The sequence below is a fragment of the Lutibacter litoralis genome (assembly GCF_014646675.1).
Taxonomy (GTDB): Bacteria; Bacteroidota; Bacteroidia; order Flavobacteriales; family Flavobacteriaceae; genus Lutibacter; species Lutibacter litoralis.
This window is the reverse complement of record NZ_BMNS01000010.1, coordinates 93893-111137: the sequence shown is the minus strand read 5'-3', so window position 1 is coordinate 111137 and position 17245 is coordinate 93893. Positions and strand designations below refer to the sequence as shown.

General features: G+C 28.8%; 21 protein-coding genes. 7 read left to right on the top strand and 14 right to left on the bottom strand.

Annotated features, from left to right (window positions below):
- Positions 1 to 68: 68 nt before the first annotated feature.
- The gene (locus IEW75_RS14800) at positions 69 to 518 is read left to right on the top strand and encodes a DUF1573 domain-containing protein (RefSeq protein ID WP_134246916.1); all 450 of its coding nucleotides are present in this window, start codon (positions 69 to 71) and stop codon (positions 516 to 518) included.
- 63 nt (positions 519 to 581) lie between these two features.
- Here IEW75_RS14800 and IEW75_RS14795 read toward each other — a convergent pair whose 3' ends face one another.
- The gene (locus IEW75_RS14795; RefSeq protein WP_188704091.1) at positions 582 to 1931 is read right to left on the bottom strand and encodes an aspartyl protease family protein; all 1350 of its coding nucleotides are present in this window, start codon (positions 1929 to 1931) and stop codon (positions 582 to 584) included.
- Between the two features lie 155 nt (positions 1932 to 2086).
- Between IEW75_RS14795 and IEW75_RS14790 the strand changes: the two genes are divergently transcribed.
- Together IEW75_RS14790 and murB are read left to right on the top strand one after the other, a co-directional pair.
- Positions 2087 to 3280: a pyridoxal phosphate-dependent aminotransferase gene (locus tag IEW75_RS14790; RefSeq protein WP_134246918.1), complete on the top strand. Its 1194-nt coding sequence runs from the start codon at positions 2087 to 2089 to the stop codon at positions 3278 to 3280.
- Positions 3281 to 4282, top strand: a complete 1002-nt coding sequence (gene murB, locus IEW75_RS14785) for a UDP-N-acetylmuramate dehydrogenase (protein WP_134246919.1) — start codon at positions 3281 to 3283, stop codon at positions 4280 to 4282.
- A 251-nt stretch (positions 4283 to 4533) separates the two neighbouring features.
- Here the strand turns inward: murB and IEW75_RS14780 are convergent, their stop codons facing one another.
- Together IEW75_RS14780 and IEW75_RS14775 are read right to left on the bottom strand one after the other, a co-directional pair.
- A complete protein-coding gene (locus IEW75_RS14780) occupies positions 4534 to 5499 on the bottom strand; it encodes a type I phosphomannose isomerase catalytic subunit (protein ID WP_134246920.1) in 966 nt (321 codons plus the stop codon).
- A gap of 2 nt (positions 5500 to 5501) precedes the next feature.
- The gene (locus IEW75_RS14775; RefSeq protein ID WP_134246921.1) at positions 5502 to 6635 is read right to left on the bottom strand and encodes a cysteine desulfurase family protein; all 1134 of its coding nucleotides are present in this window, start codon (positions 6633 to 6635) and stop codon (positions 5502 to 5504) included.
- An 86-nt stretch (positions 6636 to 6721) separates the two neighbouring features.
- On the opposite strand from IEW75_RS14775, the gene IEW75_RS14770 reads away from it, so the two are divergent.
- Positions 6722 to 7195 (top strand): hypothetical protein, encoded by a 474-nt coding sequence (locus tag IEW75_RS14770; protein ID WP_134246922.1) that lies wholly within the window; start codon positions 6722 to 6724, stop codon positions 7193 to 7195.
- A gap of 5 nt (positions 7196 to 7200) precedes the next feature.
- On the opposite strand, the gene IEW75_RS14765 is transcribed toward IEW75_RS14770, so the two are convergent.
- Positions 7201 to 7764, bottom strand: coding sequence for a DUF8465 domain-containing protein (locus IEW75_RS14765; RefSeq protein WP_134246923.1), 564 nt, complete (start codon positions 7762 to 7764; stop codon positions 7201 to 7203).
- A gap of 368 nt (positions 7765 to 8132) precedes the next feature.
- On the opposite strand from IEW75_RS14765, the gene IEW75_RS14760 reads away from it, so the two are divergent.
- Together IEW75_RS14760 and IEW75_RS14755 are read left to right on the top strand one after the other, a co-directional pair.
- Complete coding sequence (locus IEW75_RS14760; protein WP_134246924.1) at positions 8133 to 8402, top strand: CD225/dispanin family protein; 270 nt, start codon at positions 8133 to 8135, stop codon at positions 8400 to 8402.
- A gap of 9 nt (positions 8403 to 8411) precedes the next feature.
- Positions 8412 to 8807 (top strand): DUF2752 domain-containing protein, encoded by a 396-nt coding sequence (locus IEW75_RS14755; RefSeq protein WP_134246925.1) that lies wholly within the window; start codon positions 8412 to 8414, stop codon positions 8805 to 8807.
- Positions 8808 to 8827: 20 nt separating this feature from the next.
- On the opposite strand, the gene IEW75_RS14750 is transcribed toward IEW75_RS14755, so the two are convergent.
- From IEW75_RS14750 to IEW75_RS14740, 3 genes are read right to left on the bottom strand one after another with little or no spacing between them, the layout of a single operon-like run.
- On the bottom strand, positions 8828 to 9667 hold the full coding sequence (locus IEW75_RS14750) for a phosphatase PAP2 family protein (protein WP_134246926.1): 840 nt from the start codon (positions 9665 to 9667) through the stop codon (positions 8828 to 8830).
- A gap of 56 nt (positions 9668 to 9723) precedes the next feature.
- Positions 9724 to 10116, bottom strand: coding sequence for a hypothetical protein (locus IEW75_RS14745; RefSeq protein WP_134246927.1), 393 nt, complete (start codon positions 10114 to 10116; stop codon positions 9724 to 9726).
- Positions 10113 to 10688, bottom strand: coding sequence for an RNA polymerase sigma factor (locus IEW75_RS14740; protein ID WP_134246928.1), 576 nt, complete (start codon positions 10686 to 10688; stop codon positions 10113 to 10115). The genes IEW75_RS14745 and IEW75_RS14740 overlap by 4 nt, the downstream gene beginning before the upstream one ends.
- A 139-nt stretch (positions 10689 to 10827) precedes the next feature.
- Between IEW75_RS14740 and IEW75_RS14735 the strand changes: the two genes are divergently transcribed.
- Complete coding sequence (locus IEW75_RS14735; RefSeq protein ID WP_134247198.1) at positions 10828 to 11184, top strand: DUF6249 domain-containing protein; 357 nt, start codon at positions 10828 to 10830, stop codon at positions 11182 to 11184.
- Positions 11185 to 11338: 154 nt separating this feature from the next.
- Here the strand turns inward: IEW75_RS14735 and folE are convergent, their stop codons facing one another.
- The 7 genes from folE to nadC all read right to left on the bottom strand — a co-directional run bounded on the left by folE (position 11339) and on the right by nadC (position 17200).
- Positions 11339 to 12037: a GTP cyclohydrolase I FolE gene (gene folE, locus IEW75_RS14730; protein ID WP_373286322.1), complete on the bottom strand. Its 699-nt coding sequence runs from the start codon at positions 12035 to 12037 to the stop codon at positions 11339 to 11341.
- Positions 12038 to 12080: 43 nt separating this feature from the next.
- A complete protein-coding gene (gene hisS / locus IEW75_RS14725; RefSeq protein ID WP_134246929.1) occupies positions 12081 to 13451 on the bottom strand; it encodes a histidine--tRNA ligase in 1371 nt (456 codons plus the stop codon).
- Positions 13452 to 13494: 43 nt separating this feature from the next.
- Positions 13495 to 13971 (bottom strand): hypothetical protein, encoded by a 477-nt coding sequence (locus IEW75_RS14720; protein ID WP_134246930.1) that lies wholly within the window; start codon positions 13969 to 13971, stop codon positions 13495 to 13497.
- Positions 13968 to 14546, bottom strand: coding sequence for a DUF4126 domain-containing protein (locus IEW75_RS14715; protein ID WP_134246931.1), 579 nt, complete (start codon positions 14544 to 14546; stop codon positions 13968 to 13970). Before IEW75_RS14715 ends, IEW75_RS14720 begins: the two co-directional genes overlap by 4 nt.
- A gap of 2 nt (positions 14547 to 14548) precedes the next feature.
- Positions 14549 to 15280, bottom strand: a complete 732-nt coding sequence (gene kdsB / locus IEW75_RS14710; RefSeq protein WP_134246932.1) for a 3-deoxy-manno-octulosonate cytidylyltransferase — start codon at positions 15278 to 15280, stop codon at positions 14549 to 14551.
- A gap of 92 nt (positions 15281 to 15372) precedes the next feature.
- Positions 15373 to 16299, bottom strand: a complete 927-nt coding sequence (locus IEW75_RS14705; protein WP_134246933.1) for a YihY/virulence factor BrkB family protein — start codon at positions 16297 to 16299, stop codon at positions 15373 to 15375.
- Positions 16300 to 16339: 40 nt separating this feature from the next.
- The gene (nadC, locus tag IEW75_RS14700; protein WP_134246934.1) at positions 16340 to 17200 is read right to left on the bottom strand and encodes a carboxylating nicotinate-nucleotide diphosphorylase; all 861 of its coding nucleotides are present in this window, start codon (positions 17198 to 17200) and stop codon (positions 16340 to 16342) included.
- Positions 17201 to 17245 lie beyond the last annotated feature (45 nt).

Sequence of the window (17245 nt, the reverse complement as noted above, 5' to 3'; positions counted from 1 at the left end):
TAAGGCTTAACATAAAATATTTTGAAAGCATAAAAAAAATACTAACTTTACATTTTAAAACTTTAATTATGAAAAAATTTGTAACATTATTATTTATAGGATTTGTAACATTTTCTATAAATGCACAAGAAAATAAAACTAACGAAGTTAAAGTAGATCCTAATGCACCTGTAATAGAATTTGAGACTGAGGTAATTGATTATGGTAAAATTGAACAAAATGCCGATGGTGTTCGTGTTTTTAAGTTTAAAAATACAGGAAAATCACCTTTAATAATTTCAAGAATTCAATCTAGTTGTGGATGTACGGTTCCAAAAAAACCAAAAGATCCAATTATGCCTGGTAAAGATGGTGAAATTGAAGTAAAATATGCAACTAATAGATTAGGTGGTTTTAACAAAACAATCACAATTTTCTCTAATGCAACTGAGCCTTCAAAAAGAGTTCGAATTAAGGGTATTGTATTAAAACCTGAATCGGCTGTTGTTAAACAAAGATCAGCTGTTTCTTCGAAGTAATAAATTAGGAAGTATTTTTATTTTACTTATAAAAAGAACGGTCTTAAATTTAAGACCGTTCTTTTATTTTAACATATCTTTTAATCTGAAGTAGTAATCGTAATTCTTACCATCTCTTTCAATTACTATACTAATTCTTTTATTTTCTTTTTGATAAAATTTCCCTACAATTTCTTCTAAAGTCATTCCAAAAGTATATTTATTATCAATTTTAATCACAATATCTCCAACTTTAAGACCTGCATTATATGCTGGTGAATTAACCCTTAATTTATATATTCTATAAGAAGGTTTAAACGCAAACTTGTAATTATAATCTAGTACTAATTTATTTGTAGCACTTATATTTGGATCACTTAAAGGTAAGCCATAATTTGTATTGTCTTTTTCTTTTACTAAAACTTTTCCATTATGTACCAATTCAATCCCGCTCATATTATATCTAAAATGATCTTTAAAATGTCTCCCTTTTTTTAATGTTACTTTTCTGTTTTTATAGTCAAAAACTACCGTGAATCGTTTTAAAATTGACGCTCCTAAACTACCATTTCGTTCATTAAACTTTCTTGCAAAAGCAATAGAAGCTGAATCTGGATAAGAAACCGTCGGATTTTTAAGTTCAAACTGCCCAAGAATCAAACTTTTAATTTTTGATCTTTTACCATATATAGTTCCGCTTAAACCTTCACCTAAAAAATCATGAAAATATTTTTTGGGTGATTTAATATCTGGATGGCTTCCTTCAAATAACCACATTGCATCGCTTCCTCCAGAGTCTATCAATAATTTTACTGGTGTAGTTTTATGGATTGAATCTGATAATTTTGCTCCAATATTAATATATGGTTTTAATTTAGAAAATTCTAAATTAAACGATTCGCATTTTTTACATTTATCATATTTAAACTCATTAGGTTTATAAAAAGTGATTTTCTTAGAGCCATAATTAATTCTTATTTGAAAATCTTTTAATAATTCGAAACCGATAATACCATTAACTGTAAGTCCAAGTTTAGATGACAAATCAAAATTATCATTATCAATTACATACAATCTTTGACTGTTACTACTAACATTTTCTAATTTAAAATAATTTCCATGAGAAATAATAGCATCTATAGGAGCTTCACTACCTAAACCTTGAAGTTTAATTGTTTTTGTATTATTTAATTGCACAGAGTCACGTGCATTTAAGTTAAAAAGAATAGTTCTACCAACGCCAGAATCTAATATGAAATTTAATTCCTTTCCATTTACTTTCATTGGAAATACAATTAAATTACTAAGTAGTTTAAAGGAAATGGTTTGTTTTTTAAACCCTTTCTTAAATTTAAATTCACTTTGCGCAAAACTAACAAAAGGAATTACTAAAAATAAAATAGGAATTAAAATATTTTTCAATTTTTTTTTCAAAAACGTTGACATTTTAGGTTATGTTAAATTACAAAAAGCTTCTTTTATTACATAACTTTTGGCAAAACTTTAACCTTTAACAATTTCAGGAAAAAATGGTATTTTTAAGAAATTATTTTGCAATTTTGTTGTATAATTTTTTAAATATTTAACAAATGCCTTCAATATCAATTAAAGGAAAAAATATGCCTGAGTCACCAATTAGAAAATTGGTTCCTTACGCCGAAAATGCTAAAAAAAGAGGAATAGAAGTTTTTCATTTAAATATTGGACAACCAGATATTAAAACTCCGGATTGTGCTTTACAAGCCATTAAAAACAATACTGTTGAAGTCCTTGCTTACAGCAGATCTGAGGGCTCTGAAGTCTACCGTTCAAAAATTGCCGACTATTATTCCAAAAATAATATTAATGTAACAGCAAACGAAATTATTGTTACAACTGGTGGTTCTGAAGCCTTATTATTTGCAATGGGAAGCATTACAGATCCCGGTGATGAAATTATTATCCCTGAACCTTTTTATGCTAATTACAATGGTTTTTCTATTGCATCTGGTGTAAATATCGTTCCCGTAATTTCTAAAATAGAAGATAATTTTGCTCTACCAGCAATTTCTGAATTTGAAAAACTAATTACTCCAAAAACAAAGGCTATTTTAATTTGTAATCCTGGAAATCCAACTGGATATCTATATTCAAAAGAGGAAATTGAAAAGTTAGCTGAAATTGTTAAAAAACACGATTTATATTTAATTGCTGATGAAGTTTACAGAGAGTTTGTTTACGACAATGTGCAACATCAGTCGGTATTAAGTGGATTTGGATTGGAAAATCATGCTATTATTATTGACTCTGTTTCAAAACGTTATAGTATGTGTGGTGCTCGTATTGGCTGTTTGGTTTCAAAAAACAAAGATGTAATAAATACAGCATTAAAATTTGCCCAAGCTCGTTTAAGCCCACCAACATTTGCACAAATTGCTAGTGAAGCGGCTTTGGAAACTCCGCAATCTTATTTTGATGAAGTTACTGTTGAATATAAACAAAGAAGAGATATTTTAGTAAACGAACTTCAAAAAATTGATGGTGTAAAAGTAGCAAACCCTAAAGGTGCATTTTATTGTGTTGCAGAATTACCTGTTGATAATGCTGATAAATTTGCACAATGGTTATTGGAAGATTTTAATATAGATAATAAAACCGTAATGGTAGCACCTGCCGCTGGTTTTTATAGTACAAAAGGTATTGGTACTAACCAAGTTAGAATTGCCTATGTATTAAAAAAGGAAGATTTAATTACATCTGTAGCTATTTTAAAAGCTGCAATTAAGAAATATAACGCAAACTAATTGAATATTCAACAAAATATTTCACTAAAAAAGTACAATACGTTTGGTATTAATGCAAATGCCAAACGTTTTATTGAAATAAATTCAGTACCTGAGTTAAAAGAAATTCTAGAACAAGAAAAAGATGTTTTTTTAATAGGTGGTGGAAGTAATATGTTATTAACTTCAGATATCGAGAAACTAGTAATTCACTTAAATTTAAAAGGGATTATAATAAATGATCTTAATAATGACAACGTATTAGTGACTGCCGAAGCTGGTGAAAATTGGCATGATTTTGTTATTTGGTGCATTTCTCAAAATTATGGTGGTATAGAAAACTTATCTTTAATTCCAGGAAATGTTGGTACCTCACCTATTCAAAATATTGGTGCTTATGGCGTTGAAATTAAAGATACGTTTCATCAATTGGAAGCGATTGAAATTGCTACAGGAAACAAATCGGTTTTTAATAAAGATGATTGTAATTTTGGCTATCGAAATTCGGTCTTTAAGAATGAATTAAAAGGAAAATACATTATTACCAATGTTACTTTTAAGCTGACTAAAAAAAATCATAAAACCAATATTAGTTATGGTGCCATTAAAGAGGTTCTTAAAAATATTAAAAAGCCTACTCTAAAAGATATTTCAGATGCTATAATTGCAATTCGACAAAGTAAACTTCCTGATCCAGAAGAAATTGGAAATAGTGGTAGTTTTTTTAAAAATCCAGTTATAGACATTGATTTGTTTAAAAAAATACAAAAAAAATATTCAAATATTCCAAATTATGTAATTTCTTCAACAGAAATTAAAGTTCCAGCTGGTTGGTTAATTGAACAATGTGGCTTTAAAGGAAAACGTTTTGGAGAAACTGGTGTGCACGAAAAACAAGCATTGGTTTTAGTTAATTATGGCAATGCAACTGGAAAAGAAGTTTTTAAATTGGCAAAAAAAATACAGCAAACAGTTTTAGAAAAGTTTGCCATACCTTTAGAAATTGAGGTAAATGTTATTTAATATATTTAGACTTAACAGATCTTCGAGACTTGTTAGGTTTGTGTTGATCAAAAATAGATTCCTACCTTTGTAGGAACAGTAATTATTTTTCACTGTCATACTTGTGAAAGCAACTATCTACACGTTTTTATGGGAAACTCTTATTGGTTTAAGTTGCCTCTCAATACGTGTTATGGATTCCTGTTTTCACTGGAATCCATAACACACTATAATACCTGTGAAAGCAGGTATCCAAACTCACTTTAAATAAATTAAACAGTTACTTCTAATAAATTACAATCTCCTTTAATGATTACATTTTTTGCAGTAGCAGGAATTAAAATTGTTTCTCCAAAATTTATAGTTTCGGTAGTTCCTTCAACAGAAATAGTTGCATTTCCTTCAACACACATAAAAATTACAAATGAATCTGTTGCCGAATAATCCAATTCTAATGCTCCTTCTACAGGAATAAAATTGGTTTTAAAATATTCACACTTTACAACTTCATTTAAACTATTTTTAGTTGAAGAATAATTTCTTTCGGTATCTATTTTATCACTAAAATTAAGTGCATCAATAGCTAATTCTGTATGTAATTCACGTTCATTTCCTGCATCATCTACTCTATCAAAATCGTAAATTCTATAAGTAATATCCGATGTTTGCTGAATTTCTGCCAACACAATTCCTGCTCCAATAGCATGTACGGTACCTGTTTCAATAAAAAAGGCGTCGCCTTTTTCAACAGGAACATCATTTAAAACCGACATAATTTTCTTTTCTTCTAATAACTTCACATAATCTTCTGCCTTAATTGTTTTATTGAACCCCAAAATTAATCTGGAACCTTCATCAGCTTGCATTATATACCACATTTCAGTTTTCCCAAAGGAATTATGTCGCATTTTAGACAGTTCATCATTCGGGTGAACTTGAACAGATAAATCTTGTTTTGCATCAATAAACTTAATTAACAACGGAAAGTTTGTGCCAAAATTTGCAAAATTATTTTTTCCTAATAAATCTCCTTTATAGGTTTCTAATAATTCTTTTAAAGATCTTCCTTTTAGAGGTCCATTTTCAACAACAGAAACATCACCTTCCACATCAGAAATCTCCCAGCTTTCACCTATATCTTTTAAATTTGATTTTTTATTTAAATTGTTAACTAACTTATCTCCTCCCCAAATTTTATCTTTTAAAATTGGTTGAAATTTAATTGGATAATTCAACATTATTATAATATTTCTTTTAAATTTTTAATTACGTAATCTATTTCTTTTATGGTATTTAATTTGCTAAACGAAAAACGTACCGATGTTTTAAATTGCTCATTTTCATGTAAAATAGCATTTAAAACATGGGATCCTTTATTGCTTCCACTTTGGCAGGCACTTCCTCCGGAAACTGCAATTCCTTTTAAATCTAAATTAAAAAGTAACATTGCATATTCTTTTGGAAACCTAACATTTAAAATAGTGTAGCTACTTTTGGTTTCACTTTCTGAACATCCATTAAAAATAATTCCTTCAAAATTATGCTGCAATTCATTTATAAAATAACTTTTAATATTTTGAATATATTTTGTGTCTTCTTCTAAATTTAAATAGGCAATTTCTAATGCTTTTTCCATACCTAAAATACTATGAACGTTTTCGGTACCTGCTCTTGCACCTCTTTCCTGTTTTCCACCATGTAACATTGGATAAATACCATACCCTTTTTTAATATATGCAAAACCAACACCTTTTGGACCGTGAAATTTATGCGCACTTGCAGCAAAAAAATCAATTGGTGTTTCATTAACATCTATTTCATAATGTCCAACTACTTGAACCGCATCTGAATGAAACAAAGCATCATTATCACAACATAATTTAGAAACTTTTTTTATATCTAAAAGATTACCAATTTCGTTATTTATGTGCATTAAACTTACCAGTTTCTTAGATGTATCCTTTTGCAATAATGTTTCTATATGTGAATAATTAACGGTACCAAACTCATCTAATTCCACCCAATTTAAAACAATATTAAATTCCTTTTCTAGATTCTTAATTGTATGTAAAACAGCATGGTGCTCTATTTTTGATGAAATAATAGTAGTAACACCTAAATTAGTAACAGCATTCCGCAAAATAAGATTGTCTGCTTCACTTCCTCCAGCAGTAAAGACAATTTCATTAGCTGAAGCATTAAAGTGTTTTGCTATATTTTTTCTGGCAGTTTCAACCAATGATTTTGCCTTTCTACCAATTTGATGAATTGATGAAGGATTTCCATAAGAATGAGTCATAGACTCCGTAATTGTAGTAATTACTTCTGGTAAAATTGGCGTGGTCGCAGCGTTATCTAAATAAATATTTTTCATAAAATGCAAAAATAACTAAAATAGTTGGTTTCATTTAACGTTAAATTACTTAAAAACAATTATTTTTGTTTCAATAAAACTAAAAAATGAAAAAACTTATTACTTTTTTTATAGCATTCTCATTACTTTCTTGTAACGATGGAGATTTTGACGTTCCTTCTTTTGAATTTTCAGACGATGTTAATAGTTGTGGTGAAACACTTTTATACAGACTAAGTCCGGATAAAACAGAAGTGATTCTTTTAACGCTAACAAATTCGGAACTAGGAACAAAAGTTGGGGAGAAATCATATGCCATTTCTAGCTCTTTAAATATAATTTACAGAATTTTTGATGATGTTATTGATACAAATTATTTCTGTCAGGAAATTCCTCCAGCTTCACCTGCGGTTTTAAAAGAATTGCAAGCTGAAAATGCTACTATTATAATAAATACCACTGAAATTATTGAAAATGAAATTGTTACTGGTTATAAATACAATATCAGTATTTCAGAATTATTATTTTTAGATAATAATGAACGTATCTATTTTGAAACGTTTAATTTTGGTGAATATTAAAAAATTTATTTTTTAGGGTTCTGATAGATATAAACTTCAGTTGCTCCTAAACCATATTTTTTAAATGAAGCTGCATAAACATCTACGTGGTAGTTTTTAAATAAAAAATCTAATTCTGTTTTTAATACTCCAGCTCCAACTCCATGAATAAATACAATTTTAGGAATTCTATTTCTAATAGCATATTCAATCTTATGTTTAGCAGTTTCTATTTGTAGATTTAGCATGTCATAATTATCCATACCTCGAGTTGATTCTGTGAGCTGATGAATGTGCAAATCAACTTCCATTGGTGGAATTTGATCTGTTTTTGTTACAGATTTAAACTTAGGAGCATTCTTTTTTGTGGAAAATTCGTTGATTTTTTCTAATAAATTCTCGTTAGAGATATCGCTGTATTTGGACAATTCAGACTGATTTTCTTTAATTACTACAAGTTCGTTGGGTAAAAAATCAAAAGAAAAACCATCTGAAGACTCAATACTAATGGCATTATTTTTAATTGCAATTACTTTTCCTTTAATTACATCGTCTAAAACAGCTACAGTATCTCCAATTTTAAATTTCATTCCTAAGTTTTTGTAAATAATAAAATCTTATTTAATTATATCTATGCAAAAATAGCATATGTTAGAAAATGCAACTATAAATACTGTACAATTTTAAAAAAAATCTATAGCGCATCTAAATATTGTAAAAATAGTTCCGATTTATTAACTAAAATTACAATAAACCTATTCTCGGATTTTCAAAACTATTCAATAATTCCCTTAATAAAAAATCATTTACAGCTATGACTACATACCCAAATACTGAAAAGATTGTCGGTTTATTCCTAATGAATTTGATAGATTTAATTTATTTTTAAAATGATTAAAAAGTCCTTTTTATTTTTTAAATTCGATTATTAAAATAATCTTAAAACAACATTTCAACTATGGATCAAACCCAACCTAAAAACTATTTAGTAGAATCAATTTTAGTAACTATTTTTTGTTGCTTGCCCTTTGGTATAGCAGGAATTGTTTATGCTTCTCAAGTGAATTCTAAATATGCAAGTGGTGATTATGAAGGAGCTAAAAAATCGTCAGAAGAAGCAAAAAAATGGATGAAATGGGGTTTAATAGCTGGTATAATTGTAGCTGTTTTATATCTTTTGTTCGTATTCGCTTTAGGAGGCTTAGCTATTCTAGGAGGAGATTTTTAAAAATAACACATGAAACTAAAATACATAGGAATGCTGCTACTTGCAATAGTATTAGCATTCCTTTATTTTTTTATAAATCCCAGTGAGGTAGATTTTTTACCAAAATGCCCATTGTATTTAACAACCAGTGTTTATTGCCCTGGTTGCGGAAGTCAGCGTGCTACGCACCAACTTTTAAATTTCAATATTATTGGGGTATTTGAACAGAATGCTTTATTTGTAATTGGGGTACTAATTATTGGTTATCATTTTTTAATTTCTGGAATCAATTATATTTTTAAAATATATATATATAATTATATCTATCATCCAAAAACACCAATTGTATTGTTAATAATAATTATTGTTTTCTGGGTTTTAAGAAACATTCCATATTATCCATTTAGCCTACTTGCGCCTAAATAAGATTTTAAAATTGAGTACTTTTAAAAAGTTCCTACCAACCCAACTGTTTTATATCCTGCTTTAAAATTCCAGGAAATTGATTTCTCTTTTACGTTATTTCTTTTAGAAGTTAGAAAATTATCAACACCATCCACTATAACAACACTTAATACCATTCCTAAAGTTACATCTGTTAGCCAATGGGCTCCAGCCCAAAGTCTAGAAACAGGTGCAATTAAACCAACTGCATAAATCCCTCCTTTAACCCATAAATTATCAAATTGTTTTGCAATTGCATGTGATGCCGTAAAAGATAAAATGGAATGACCCGAAGGAAAAGAATGATAACCAGATTCTTTACTCATAAACTTATACTTTCTACTACCAACATTTTGTGAAGGTCTTGCACGTCCAAAAGCATTTTTACTAATTGTTTGGATAAAACCTGTAGCAACTGCAGAAGAAATAATAAGAACTCCTGTATGTCTAAATTTTTCATTTTTAGCAAACAGGCCGTAACCGTAAATTCCTGCAGAAATCATAAAGAAATTTTGAGGACTCCCATAATACCAACCAATTTCCTTTAACATTTGAGGGGCTTTATTTTCTTGATTCACAAAAAACTCGCTAGTTTGCTCATCATAAATATATAATAAAGAAGTGCCAGCAACAACTGCCCCAGCAGTTAACCAATCATCTTTTTTCCATTGAAATGGTTTTGTATATGCGTTTTTTACACCACCAAATATTAAATTTACGTCCGTTTTAAAAAGATTCCAAGTTGTCTCCTTCTCTATAACTTCTTCATTATTTTGTGCATTTAAATTATATAAAAACAACAAAGAAAATAAAATACTAAAAAATGTTACTTTAATTTGCATACGCATCAAATCTAACGAAAATTATGAATTCAAAAAAGAATTATAGTATCGTATTTTTATTGAAGTATTTTTTTTATAAAATGAAGTTGAACTAAAACCAATAATGAAAATAACATAAAACTAAAAGAAAATATTTTTGATAATTTAATATTTTCAAAAATATTAATTGCCATTAATTTATCGAAAAAAGATAAATCTATTACTGAAAACTGTATTATGCTTTCAGTATTTGAGAAGTATAAAACAATCATTAAACCAATAAAACTTATTGCTATAAAAAACCAACCAATTTTTGAAATAATAGGTTTATAAACAACATTAGAAACCTTACTGTTTTCAATATTAATAGTATTAATTACCTTGGCAACAAAATTTGAAGAAGGCTTTTCCAATCCAACATCTTTTAAAAGATATTTTGAAAAATCGTCTATATTTTTATCTTGTTTCATTTTAAATTAATTGTTTTTGGTTCTATTACATGTTCTAAAATTGTTGCCAACTTTTTACGCGCTCTAAATAGCTTCACTTTAATATTATCTAACGATAAATTTACAACTTCTGAAATTTCTTTTAAAGGCATTTCTTCAAAATAATACAATGTTAAAATTACCTGTTCATCTTCATTTAATTTTAGAAGTGATTTTTTAATAATACTTTTTCTTTCTTTTTCTTCTAGATATGAAAGTGCATCTTGTAAAACACCTAAATCTCCTTCATAAATTTCATCAATATTTTCAGAATTTATTTGCTTTTTATTTCTTTTAATAACATCTAAACTAGCATAATATACTATTTTATAAATCCATGTAGAAAATTTAGAATCTCCTTTAAAGCTTTTTAGATTTGTATAGGCCTTTACAAAAACATCTTGTGAAATTTCTTCTGCCTCTTCCCTATTTTTAACAATCCTAATACTCAAAGTAAAAACCATATGCTTATACTTCTCAATTAAAAAAGCATAGGCATTTACGTTTCCGTTTAACGTTTGGTTTATATAATACTCGTCTGGTTTATTGCTCATTTTAGAGTATGACTACTTTTTATTTGCTCTGGTTACAATTTACAGTAAATAAAATAAAAATATATTTTATGTAACCATTACTATAAAATGAACGTCATACCCAATGAAACATATTAATCACTAAAATTTTATTATTATGATGGGACCTGGACCAGTATTTATTGCATTGTTTATAATTATCTTCGGAATTTTTTATTTACATTATTCAACAAGAAACAAAGAGCGCTTAGCTTTAATTGAAAAAGGTGCAGATGCCAGTATCTTTTTTAGCGCAAAAGCTGCACAAAAAAAATCAGATGTTCCATTATGGAAAGTGTTAATTTTAAACTTAGCTGTTTTATTAATGGGAATTGGAGCAGGAATTTTTATAGGTTCTATTTTAGAAGCCTATACATTAATTGAAGATGGTGTTGCATATGCTGGCTCAATCTTTTTAATGGCTGGAATTGGACTTTTTGTAGGTTTTACATTATCTAAAAAGCTTGTTGAAAAATAGTAATTTAACAATCTTGAAAGCATTAAAAAAGCAATCTCATTCTTTAGAATGAGATTGCTTTTTTAATTTATTATTTTGATTTATCTATCCAACCTATTTCAAAAAATGAAATCTAGAAGCCATTTAAATAAACTTCTCTAACAAATATTTTTAACTAGGCTTCTATATTTTTAAAATCTGTATCCATCTTAATATAGTCTAGAAACTCTCTTTTTGTATCTTTTTCTTTGAATTTACCTCCAAATTCGGAAGTTACAGTGCTACTTACAATGTCACGAACACCGCGAGAATTTACACATAAATGTTTAGCATCTATTACACAAGCCACATCATCAGTTCCCAAAGCTTTTTGCAATGCTTGTACAATTTGCATTGTTAAACGCTCTTGCACTTGTGGTCTTTTTGCGTAATAATCAACAATTCTGTTCATTTTAGACAAGCCAATTACATTTCCGTCAGAAATATATGCAACGTGTGCTCTACCAACAATCGGTAATAAATGATGCTCGCAAGTAGAATACACCGTAATGTTTTTTTCTACTAGCATTTCACCGTATTTATAATTATTATCAAATGTGGATAGTTTCGGTTTATTTGCAGGGTTTAATCCAGAGAATATTTCATTTACATATGCTTTAGCAACTCTTCTAGGGGTTCCTTTTATACTGTCATCCTCTAAATCCATTCCTAAAGTATCTAAAATATCTCTAACACTTGCCTCTATTCTCTTTCTTTTTTCAGCATCTGAAATATCAAAAGCATCAGCTCTTAGCGGTGTTTTTGCAGAAGAACCAACGTGGTCATCTCCTATTTCATCAATTTTATTTATCATTATTTCTTTACCTTCAAACATTATATAATAATTAGCTTGCAAATTTACAATTTAGTTTTTAAAATTATAACGTGATTTCAAGTAATTCTTTTAAACTACATACTTGTTGATCACCTGTTTGCATATTTTTTAATGTATAATTTTCATTTTCTATCTCATTTGAACCAACAATTACAACATAAGGAATCTCTCTTCGATTCGCATAGTTCATCTGTTTTTTCATTTTAGCAGCATCTGGATATAATTCAGATTTTATGTTGTTTTTTCTTAATGAAACTAATGCTTGCATGCAATAAGCAGCTTCATTTTCCCCAAAATTGATAAACAACACTTTTGGTTTTGGCAACTCAACAACATCAAATAAATTCAGTTCTTCTAAAACCAAATAAATTCTATCTAAACCAAATGAAATTCCAACACCACTTACATCTTTTAAACCAAAAATTCCAGTTAAATCATCATATCTACCTCCACCACCAATAGAACCCATTGCAACACCTTTTGGTGCAGAAACTTCGTAAATGGCTCCAGTATAATAATTTAATCCACGTGCTAATGTTACATCTAATTCTAAACTAGCAGATTCTAAACCTAAAGCTTCAACAGTATCCACTACAAAACGCAAATCTTTTACACCTTGCAATCCTTCTTCAGATTCAGCTAATAAATCATCTAACTGATTTAATTTATCTTGATTACTTCCTGTAAAATTAAATAATGGTTGCACTTTTTGTATGGCTTCTTCAGAAATACCTTTGCTTAACATTTCTTTAGTTACACCTACTTCTCCTATTTTATCTAACTTATCAAGTGCAACCGTAAAATCAATTAATTTATCTTTTGCATCAATTATTTCAGCTATACCGGCTAAAATTTTTCGATTATTAAGCTTTATAGTCGTGCCAACTAACTTTAACTTACTAAAAACTGCATCATATAATTGAACAAACTCTACCTCTTGCAATAATCCTTTACTTCCAACAACATCTGCATCGCATTGGTAGAACTCTCTAAAACGTCCTTTTTGAGGTCTATCTGCACGCCAAACTGGTTGCATTTGGTAACGTTTAAAAGGAAACTCTATTTCGTTTTGGTGCTGAACAACATAACGAGCAAAAGGGACTGTTAAGTCGTAACGCAAGGCTTTTTCTGAAATTTTTGAAGTTATTTTTATACTATCTTTTGAAGACAATAAATTATCATCTACTTTTTTTAAATAATCTCCTGAATTCAAGATTTTAAAAATCAAGCGGTCTCCTTCATCTCCATATTTACCCATTAATGTTGATGAATTTTCAAATGATGGAGTTTCAATAGGTTGAAATCCATACACTTCAAAAATTTCTTTTATGGTTGAAAAAATATAATTTCTTTGAGCTACTTCAGTAGGTGAAAAATCACGTGTTCCTTTTGGTATGCTTGGTTTTTGTGCCATTTTTAAAAATTAGTTTGCAAATATCTGAAAATTCTAAAACTATTTAAAGCTTTTCTAACATTGATTTTTCTTTACTTGTTAATGTAACATCGTTTTCAAACTTATATTTAGTTGGAAATATTACTAACATCATTAAAGCTAAAATCGCAACTAAAAGAAAATAAAAACTATTGTTAGATTGCATTGCAAAAAATACACACATAAAGGCTGGAAACTCTAATAGTGCCATTCTAAAAATATGAGCTGTACTAAATTTAATAGCTTTTTCACTTAAATCTGCTTTCTCAGAAATTTGGTTTAGCAACTTTCTATATAAAAACTTACTGGCTAAATTTCCTGCAAAAGAAATTATAATGGCTAAAAACAAAAAAGGTTTATCGTCTTCATAAGAAAAAAACAATACGCCTTTTGCAGTAAAAGCTACATAGGCTGCAAATAGAAATACTCCTGCTAATAAAGCAACATGGATAATTTGTAAAGACTTCATAAAATCTTTTGGTTGTCTTTTGGTATAACTCATTTTTTTGATTTTGATGGTTTCAATAATTTAAAAAATTTGAATAATATCCAACCTATAAACGCAACTAAAATAATCGCTAGAATTGGAATAAAGATGGCTAAAACAGACATTACAATTGAGGTTCCTGTTTCTACAGTTGAAATAACTGGATTTGCAATTCCGGCAGTTGTTGCAGTAGATCCTAACCGCGCCGAACTTGTTGAACCTTTTATAGCTGATGCTGTTCCTCCACCCGCAATAATTGCAAGTGCCCACGTGATTATTGGGTCTAAATCACTTACTATAGCTGCCATTACGATAGTTCCTGCTATTGCAGCAAGTGGTATTGCAATTGTGTCTAATAAATTATCTAACCATGGAATAAAATATGCTAAAATTTCTACTATGGTTGCAATTCCTAAAATGATTATTGCTGTAGAACTTCCAACCCATTCCCAACTTTCATTTAAGGGAGTAAAATTATAAAATGAAGCTAAACTAAGTGCAAATAATGGTACAAAAATTCTAAAACCAACCGATGCGGCTAATCCAATTCCGATAAAAACACTAATTATAGTTTCAGGTGAAAATTCCATTTTTAGCTATTCTTAAAAATTTTATTCGCCTTTTCTAAATCTTCTGGAGTATCGATACCAATAGCAAGTTGATTGGTTTCAACCATTTTAACAGTCATACCATTTGCTAAAAAACGAAGATTTTCTAATTTTTCAGCTGCCTCTAACTGATTGACTGGTAATTTGGTAAATTTTAACAAAGCTTCTTTTCTAAAAGCATAAATACCAATATGCTTGTAATATACTGCTTTTGAAGCATCTCTTGCAAAAGGAATTGGAGAACGCGAAAAATACATAGCAAAATTGGCTTCATCGCAAACTACCTTTACATTATTTGGATTGTTAACTTCTTCTAAATTATTCATTTTTATTTTTAATGAAGCAATATCTACTTTGTTTTGAATATCTTTTTTAAAAACTTCTAATAAATTTTTAAGTGGTTTTGTTTGCGTAAAAGGTTCATCTCCTTGCACATTTACAACAATATCCACTTCTAAATTTTCAACTGCTTCAGCAATTCTATCACTTCCAGATTCGTGTTCTTTTTTACTTTTTATTGCTTTTCCGCGGTTTGAAGTAATTTCATTAAAAATAGTATCGCTATCTGTAACCACATAAACTTCATCAAATAAATTTGATTGTTTGGTGGCTTCATAAGTTCTTAAAATAACTGATTTTCCTGCTAAATCTTTCATTAATTTTCCTGGAAATCTACTTGCCTCAAAACGTGCAGGAATCATTGCAATAATATTCATGTGTATTTCTTATTTTTTTTAACGGTCACATGCTGTTCGCTATCTAGCATTTCGTTAGTTGATAAACTTTTTAACTTGCACGTTTCATAATCTTATTCTTTTATATGAAATCTTCTTAAGCGACTTATACTTGCATTTAACTCAAAACCTAACAATAAAATAATGGCATTTAACCAAACAAAAAGCATTAAAACAAGTAACGTTCCTATGGAACCATATAATTGATTATAGGTTGCGAATTTTACAACATAAATTGAAAATAATTTAAACATTACAATGGTTAACAATGTTGTTAAAATAGAGCCTGGTGTAATAAATGATAAATATTTTACTTCTTTTGTACCGTATTTGTACAACAATGATACTGAAAAAAATACGAGCAATACAAAAAATAAAAACTGTCCTTTTTCTATCCAAAATACATCATCTTCTAACCAACCTTTTGATTTTAAATCGTTAATTCCAATTTCAAAATACAATATTATTGCAACTGTTGCTACTAAAATTAAGGATAACATTATTGACATTATCATTGAAATAAAATATTGACGAATAATACTACGCATTTCGGTAACATGGTACGAATATTCGAAACCTCCTAAAATTGCATTTACACCGTTTGTCATTAAAAAAACAGAGGCAATAAATCCAAATGAAAGTAAACCACTATAACGGGTGTTGGCAATATCTTCTATAACATCGTGAACAGTTTCTGCTGTATTTGGAGGTAATAATTGCTCAATCATTACCAAAAAGTCCTCTTGAAATCCTTCAATTGGAATGTATGGGATTAATGTAAGTATAAATAAAATAAAAGGGAACAATGCCATAAAAAAACTAAAAGCAATCCCGCCTGCTCTTGAGGTTAAAGCACCTTTTACAATACCAAGAACATACATTTCAATAACATCGTACAAAGACATTCCTTGCAAACCTGGAATTTTAACTTGTTTCCCAAGTCTGACCAGCCAATTTAGAATTGGAATTTTATTTAGGCTATCTTCAATTCGTTTTGTCATTTTTTTAAATCCAGGATCAAAGGTGTTAACGGTGAAATTATTACTCAACCGCCTTTAAACTTAAATCCATATTATATACAGAGTGCGTTAAAGCTCCAGATGAAATACAATCTACACCACATTCGGCGTATTTTCTTGCAGTTTCTAAATTAATTCCTCCTGAAGATTCCGTTTGACATTGATTTCCAATTAATTCAACCGCCTTTTTGGTGTCTTCGTAGTTGAAATTATCGATTAAAATACGATACACACCACCAACTGCCAATATTTCTTTGATTTCTTCTAAACTTCTAGATTCAACAATAATTTTTAAATCTAAGTTATTATCTTTTAAATACTGCTGTGTTTTTTTGATGGCTTTTGTAACTCCTCCACAAAAATCTATATGATTGTCTTTGAGCATAATCATATCATACAATGCAAATCTATGATTCTCTCCACCACCAATTTTTACAGCCCATTTTTCAATAGCTCTAATTCCAGGAGTTGTTTTTCTTGTATCTAATACTTTTGTTTTTGTACCTTCTAATAGTTGCACAAATTCGTTGGTTTTTTTTGCAATTGCACTCATCCGTTGCATTACATTTAAAACCAAACGTTCCGATTTTAAAATAGATTGAGAGTTTCCTTTAACATAAAAAACAATATCACCGCAATGCACTTTTGCTCCATCATTTATTAAAGTTTCAACTTTTAAATCCGCATCTACATACTTAAAAATACGTTTTGCCATTTCAACACCAGCAATTATTCCATCTTCTTTAACCAGCAGTTTTGCTTTTCCAGTAGCTTCTTTTGGAATACATGCTAATGAGCTGTAATCACCATCTCCAACATCTTCTCTAATTGCATTTGAAATTATTCTATCGAGTTCTTTTTCAAATTGTTTTTGTGATATCATTTTACTACTATTTTCAAACAAAAATAACTTTTTTATTTTCAAAAA

Coding starts and splice junctions, on each gene's coding strand:
- IEW75_RS14745 (WP_134246927.1), bottom strand. CDS start 10,116: ATGAAACAAGATAAAAATATAGACGATTTTTCAAAATATCTTTTAAAA.
- folE (WP_373286322.1), bottom strand. CDS start 12,037: ATGTTTGAAGGTAAAGAAATAATGATAAATAAAATTGATGAAATAGGA.
- IEW75_RS14715 (WP_134246931.1), bottom strand. CDS start 14,546: ATGGAATTTTCACCTGAAACTATAATTAGTGTTTTTATCGGAATTGGA.
- IEW75_RS14720 (WP_134246930.1), bottom strand. CDS start 13,971: ATGAGTTATACCAAAAGACAACCAAAAGATTTTATGAAGTCTTTACAA.
- IEW75_RS14800 (WP_134246916.1), top strand. CDS start 69: ATGAAAAAATTTGTAACATTATTATTTATAGGATTTGTAACATTTTCT.
- IEW75_RS14770 (WP_134246922.1), top strand. CDS start 6,722: ATGAAAAAACTTATTACTTTTTTTATAGCATTCTCATTACTTTCTTGT.
- nadC (WP_134246934.1), bottom strand. CDS start 17,200: ATGATATCACAAAAACAATTTGAAAAAGAACTCGATAGAATAATTTCA.
- IEW75_RS14765 (WP_134246923.1), bottom strand. CDS start 7,764: ATGAAATTTAAAATTGGAGATACTGTAGCTGTTTTAGACGATGTAATT.
- IEW75_RS14705 (WP_134246933.1), bottom strand. CDS start 16,299: ATGACAAAACGAATTGAAGATAGCCTAAATAAAATTCCAATTCTAAAT.
- IEW75_RS14755 (WP_134246925.1), top strand. CDS start 8,412: ATGAAACTAAAATACATAGGAATGCTGCTACTTGCAATAGTATTAGCA.
- IEW75_RS14760 (WP_134246924.1), top strand. CDS start 8,133: ATGGATCAAACCCAACCTAAAAACTATTTAGTAGAATCAATTTTAGTA.
- kdsB (WP_134246932.1), bottom strand. CDS start 15,280: ATGAATATTATTGCAATGATTCCTGCACGTTTTGAGGCAAGTAGATTT.
- IEW75_RS14750 (WP_134246926.1), bottom strand. CDS start 9,667: ATGCAAATTAAAGTAACATTTTTTAGTATTTTATTTTCTTTGTTGTTT.
- hisS (WP_134246929.1), bottom strand. CDS start 13,451: ATGGCACAAAAACCAAGCATACCAAAAGGAACACGTGATTTTTCACCT.
- IEW75_RS14735 (WP_134247198.1), top strand. CDS start 10,828: ATGGGACCTGGACCAGTATTTATTGCATTGTTTATAATTATCTTCGGA.
- IEW75_RS14740 (WP_134246928.1), bottom strand. CDS start 10,688: ATGAGCAATAAACCAGACGAGTATTATATAAACCAAACGTTAAACGGA.
- IEW75_RS14790 (WP_134246918.1), top strand. CDS start 2,087: ATGCCTTCAATATCAATTAAAGGAAAAAATATGCCTGAGTCACCAATT.
- IEW75_RS14775 (WP_134246921.1), bottom strand. CDS start 6,635: ATGAAAAATATTTATTTAGATAACGCTGCGACCACGCCAATTTTACCA.
- IEW75_RS14780 (WP_134246920.1), bottom strand. CDS start 5,499: ATGTTGAATTATCCAATTAAATTTCAACCAATTTTAAAAGATAAAATT.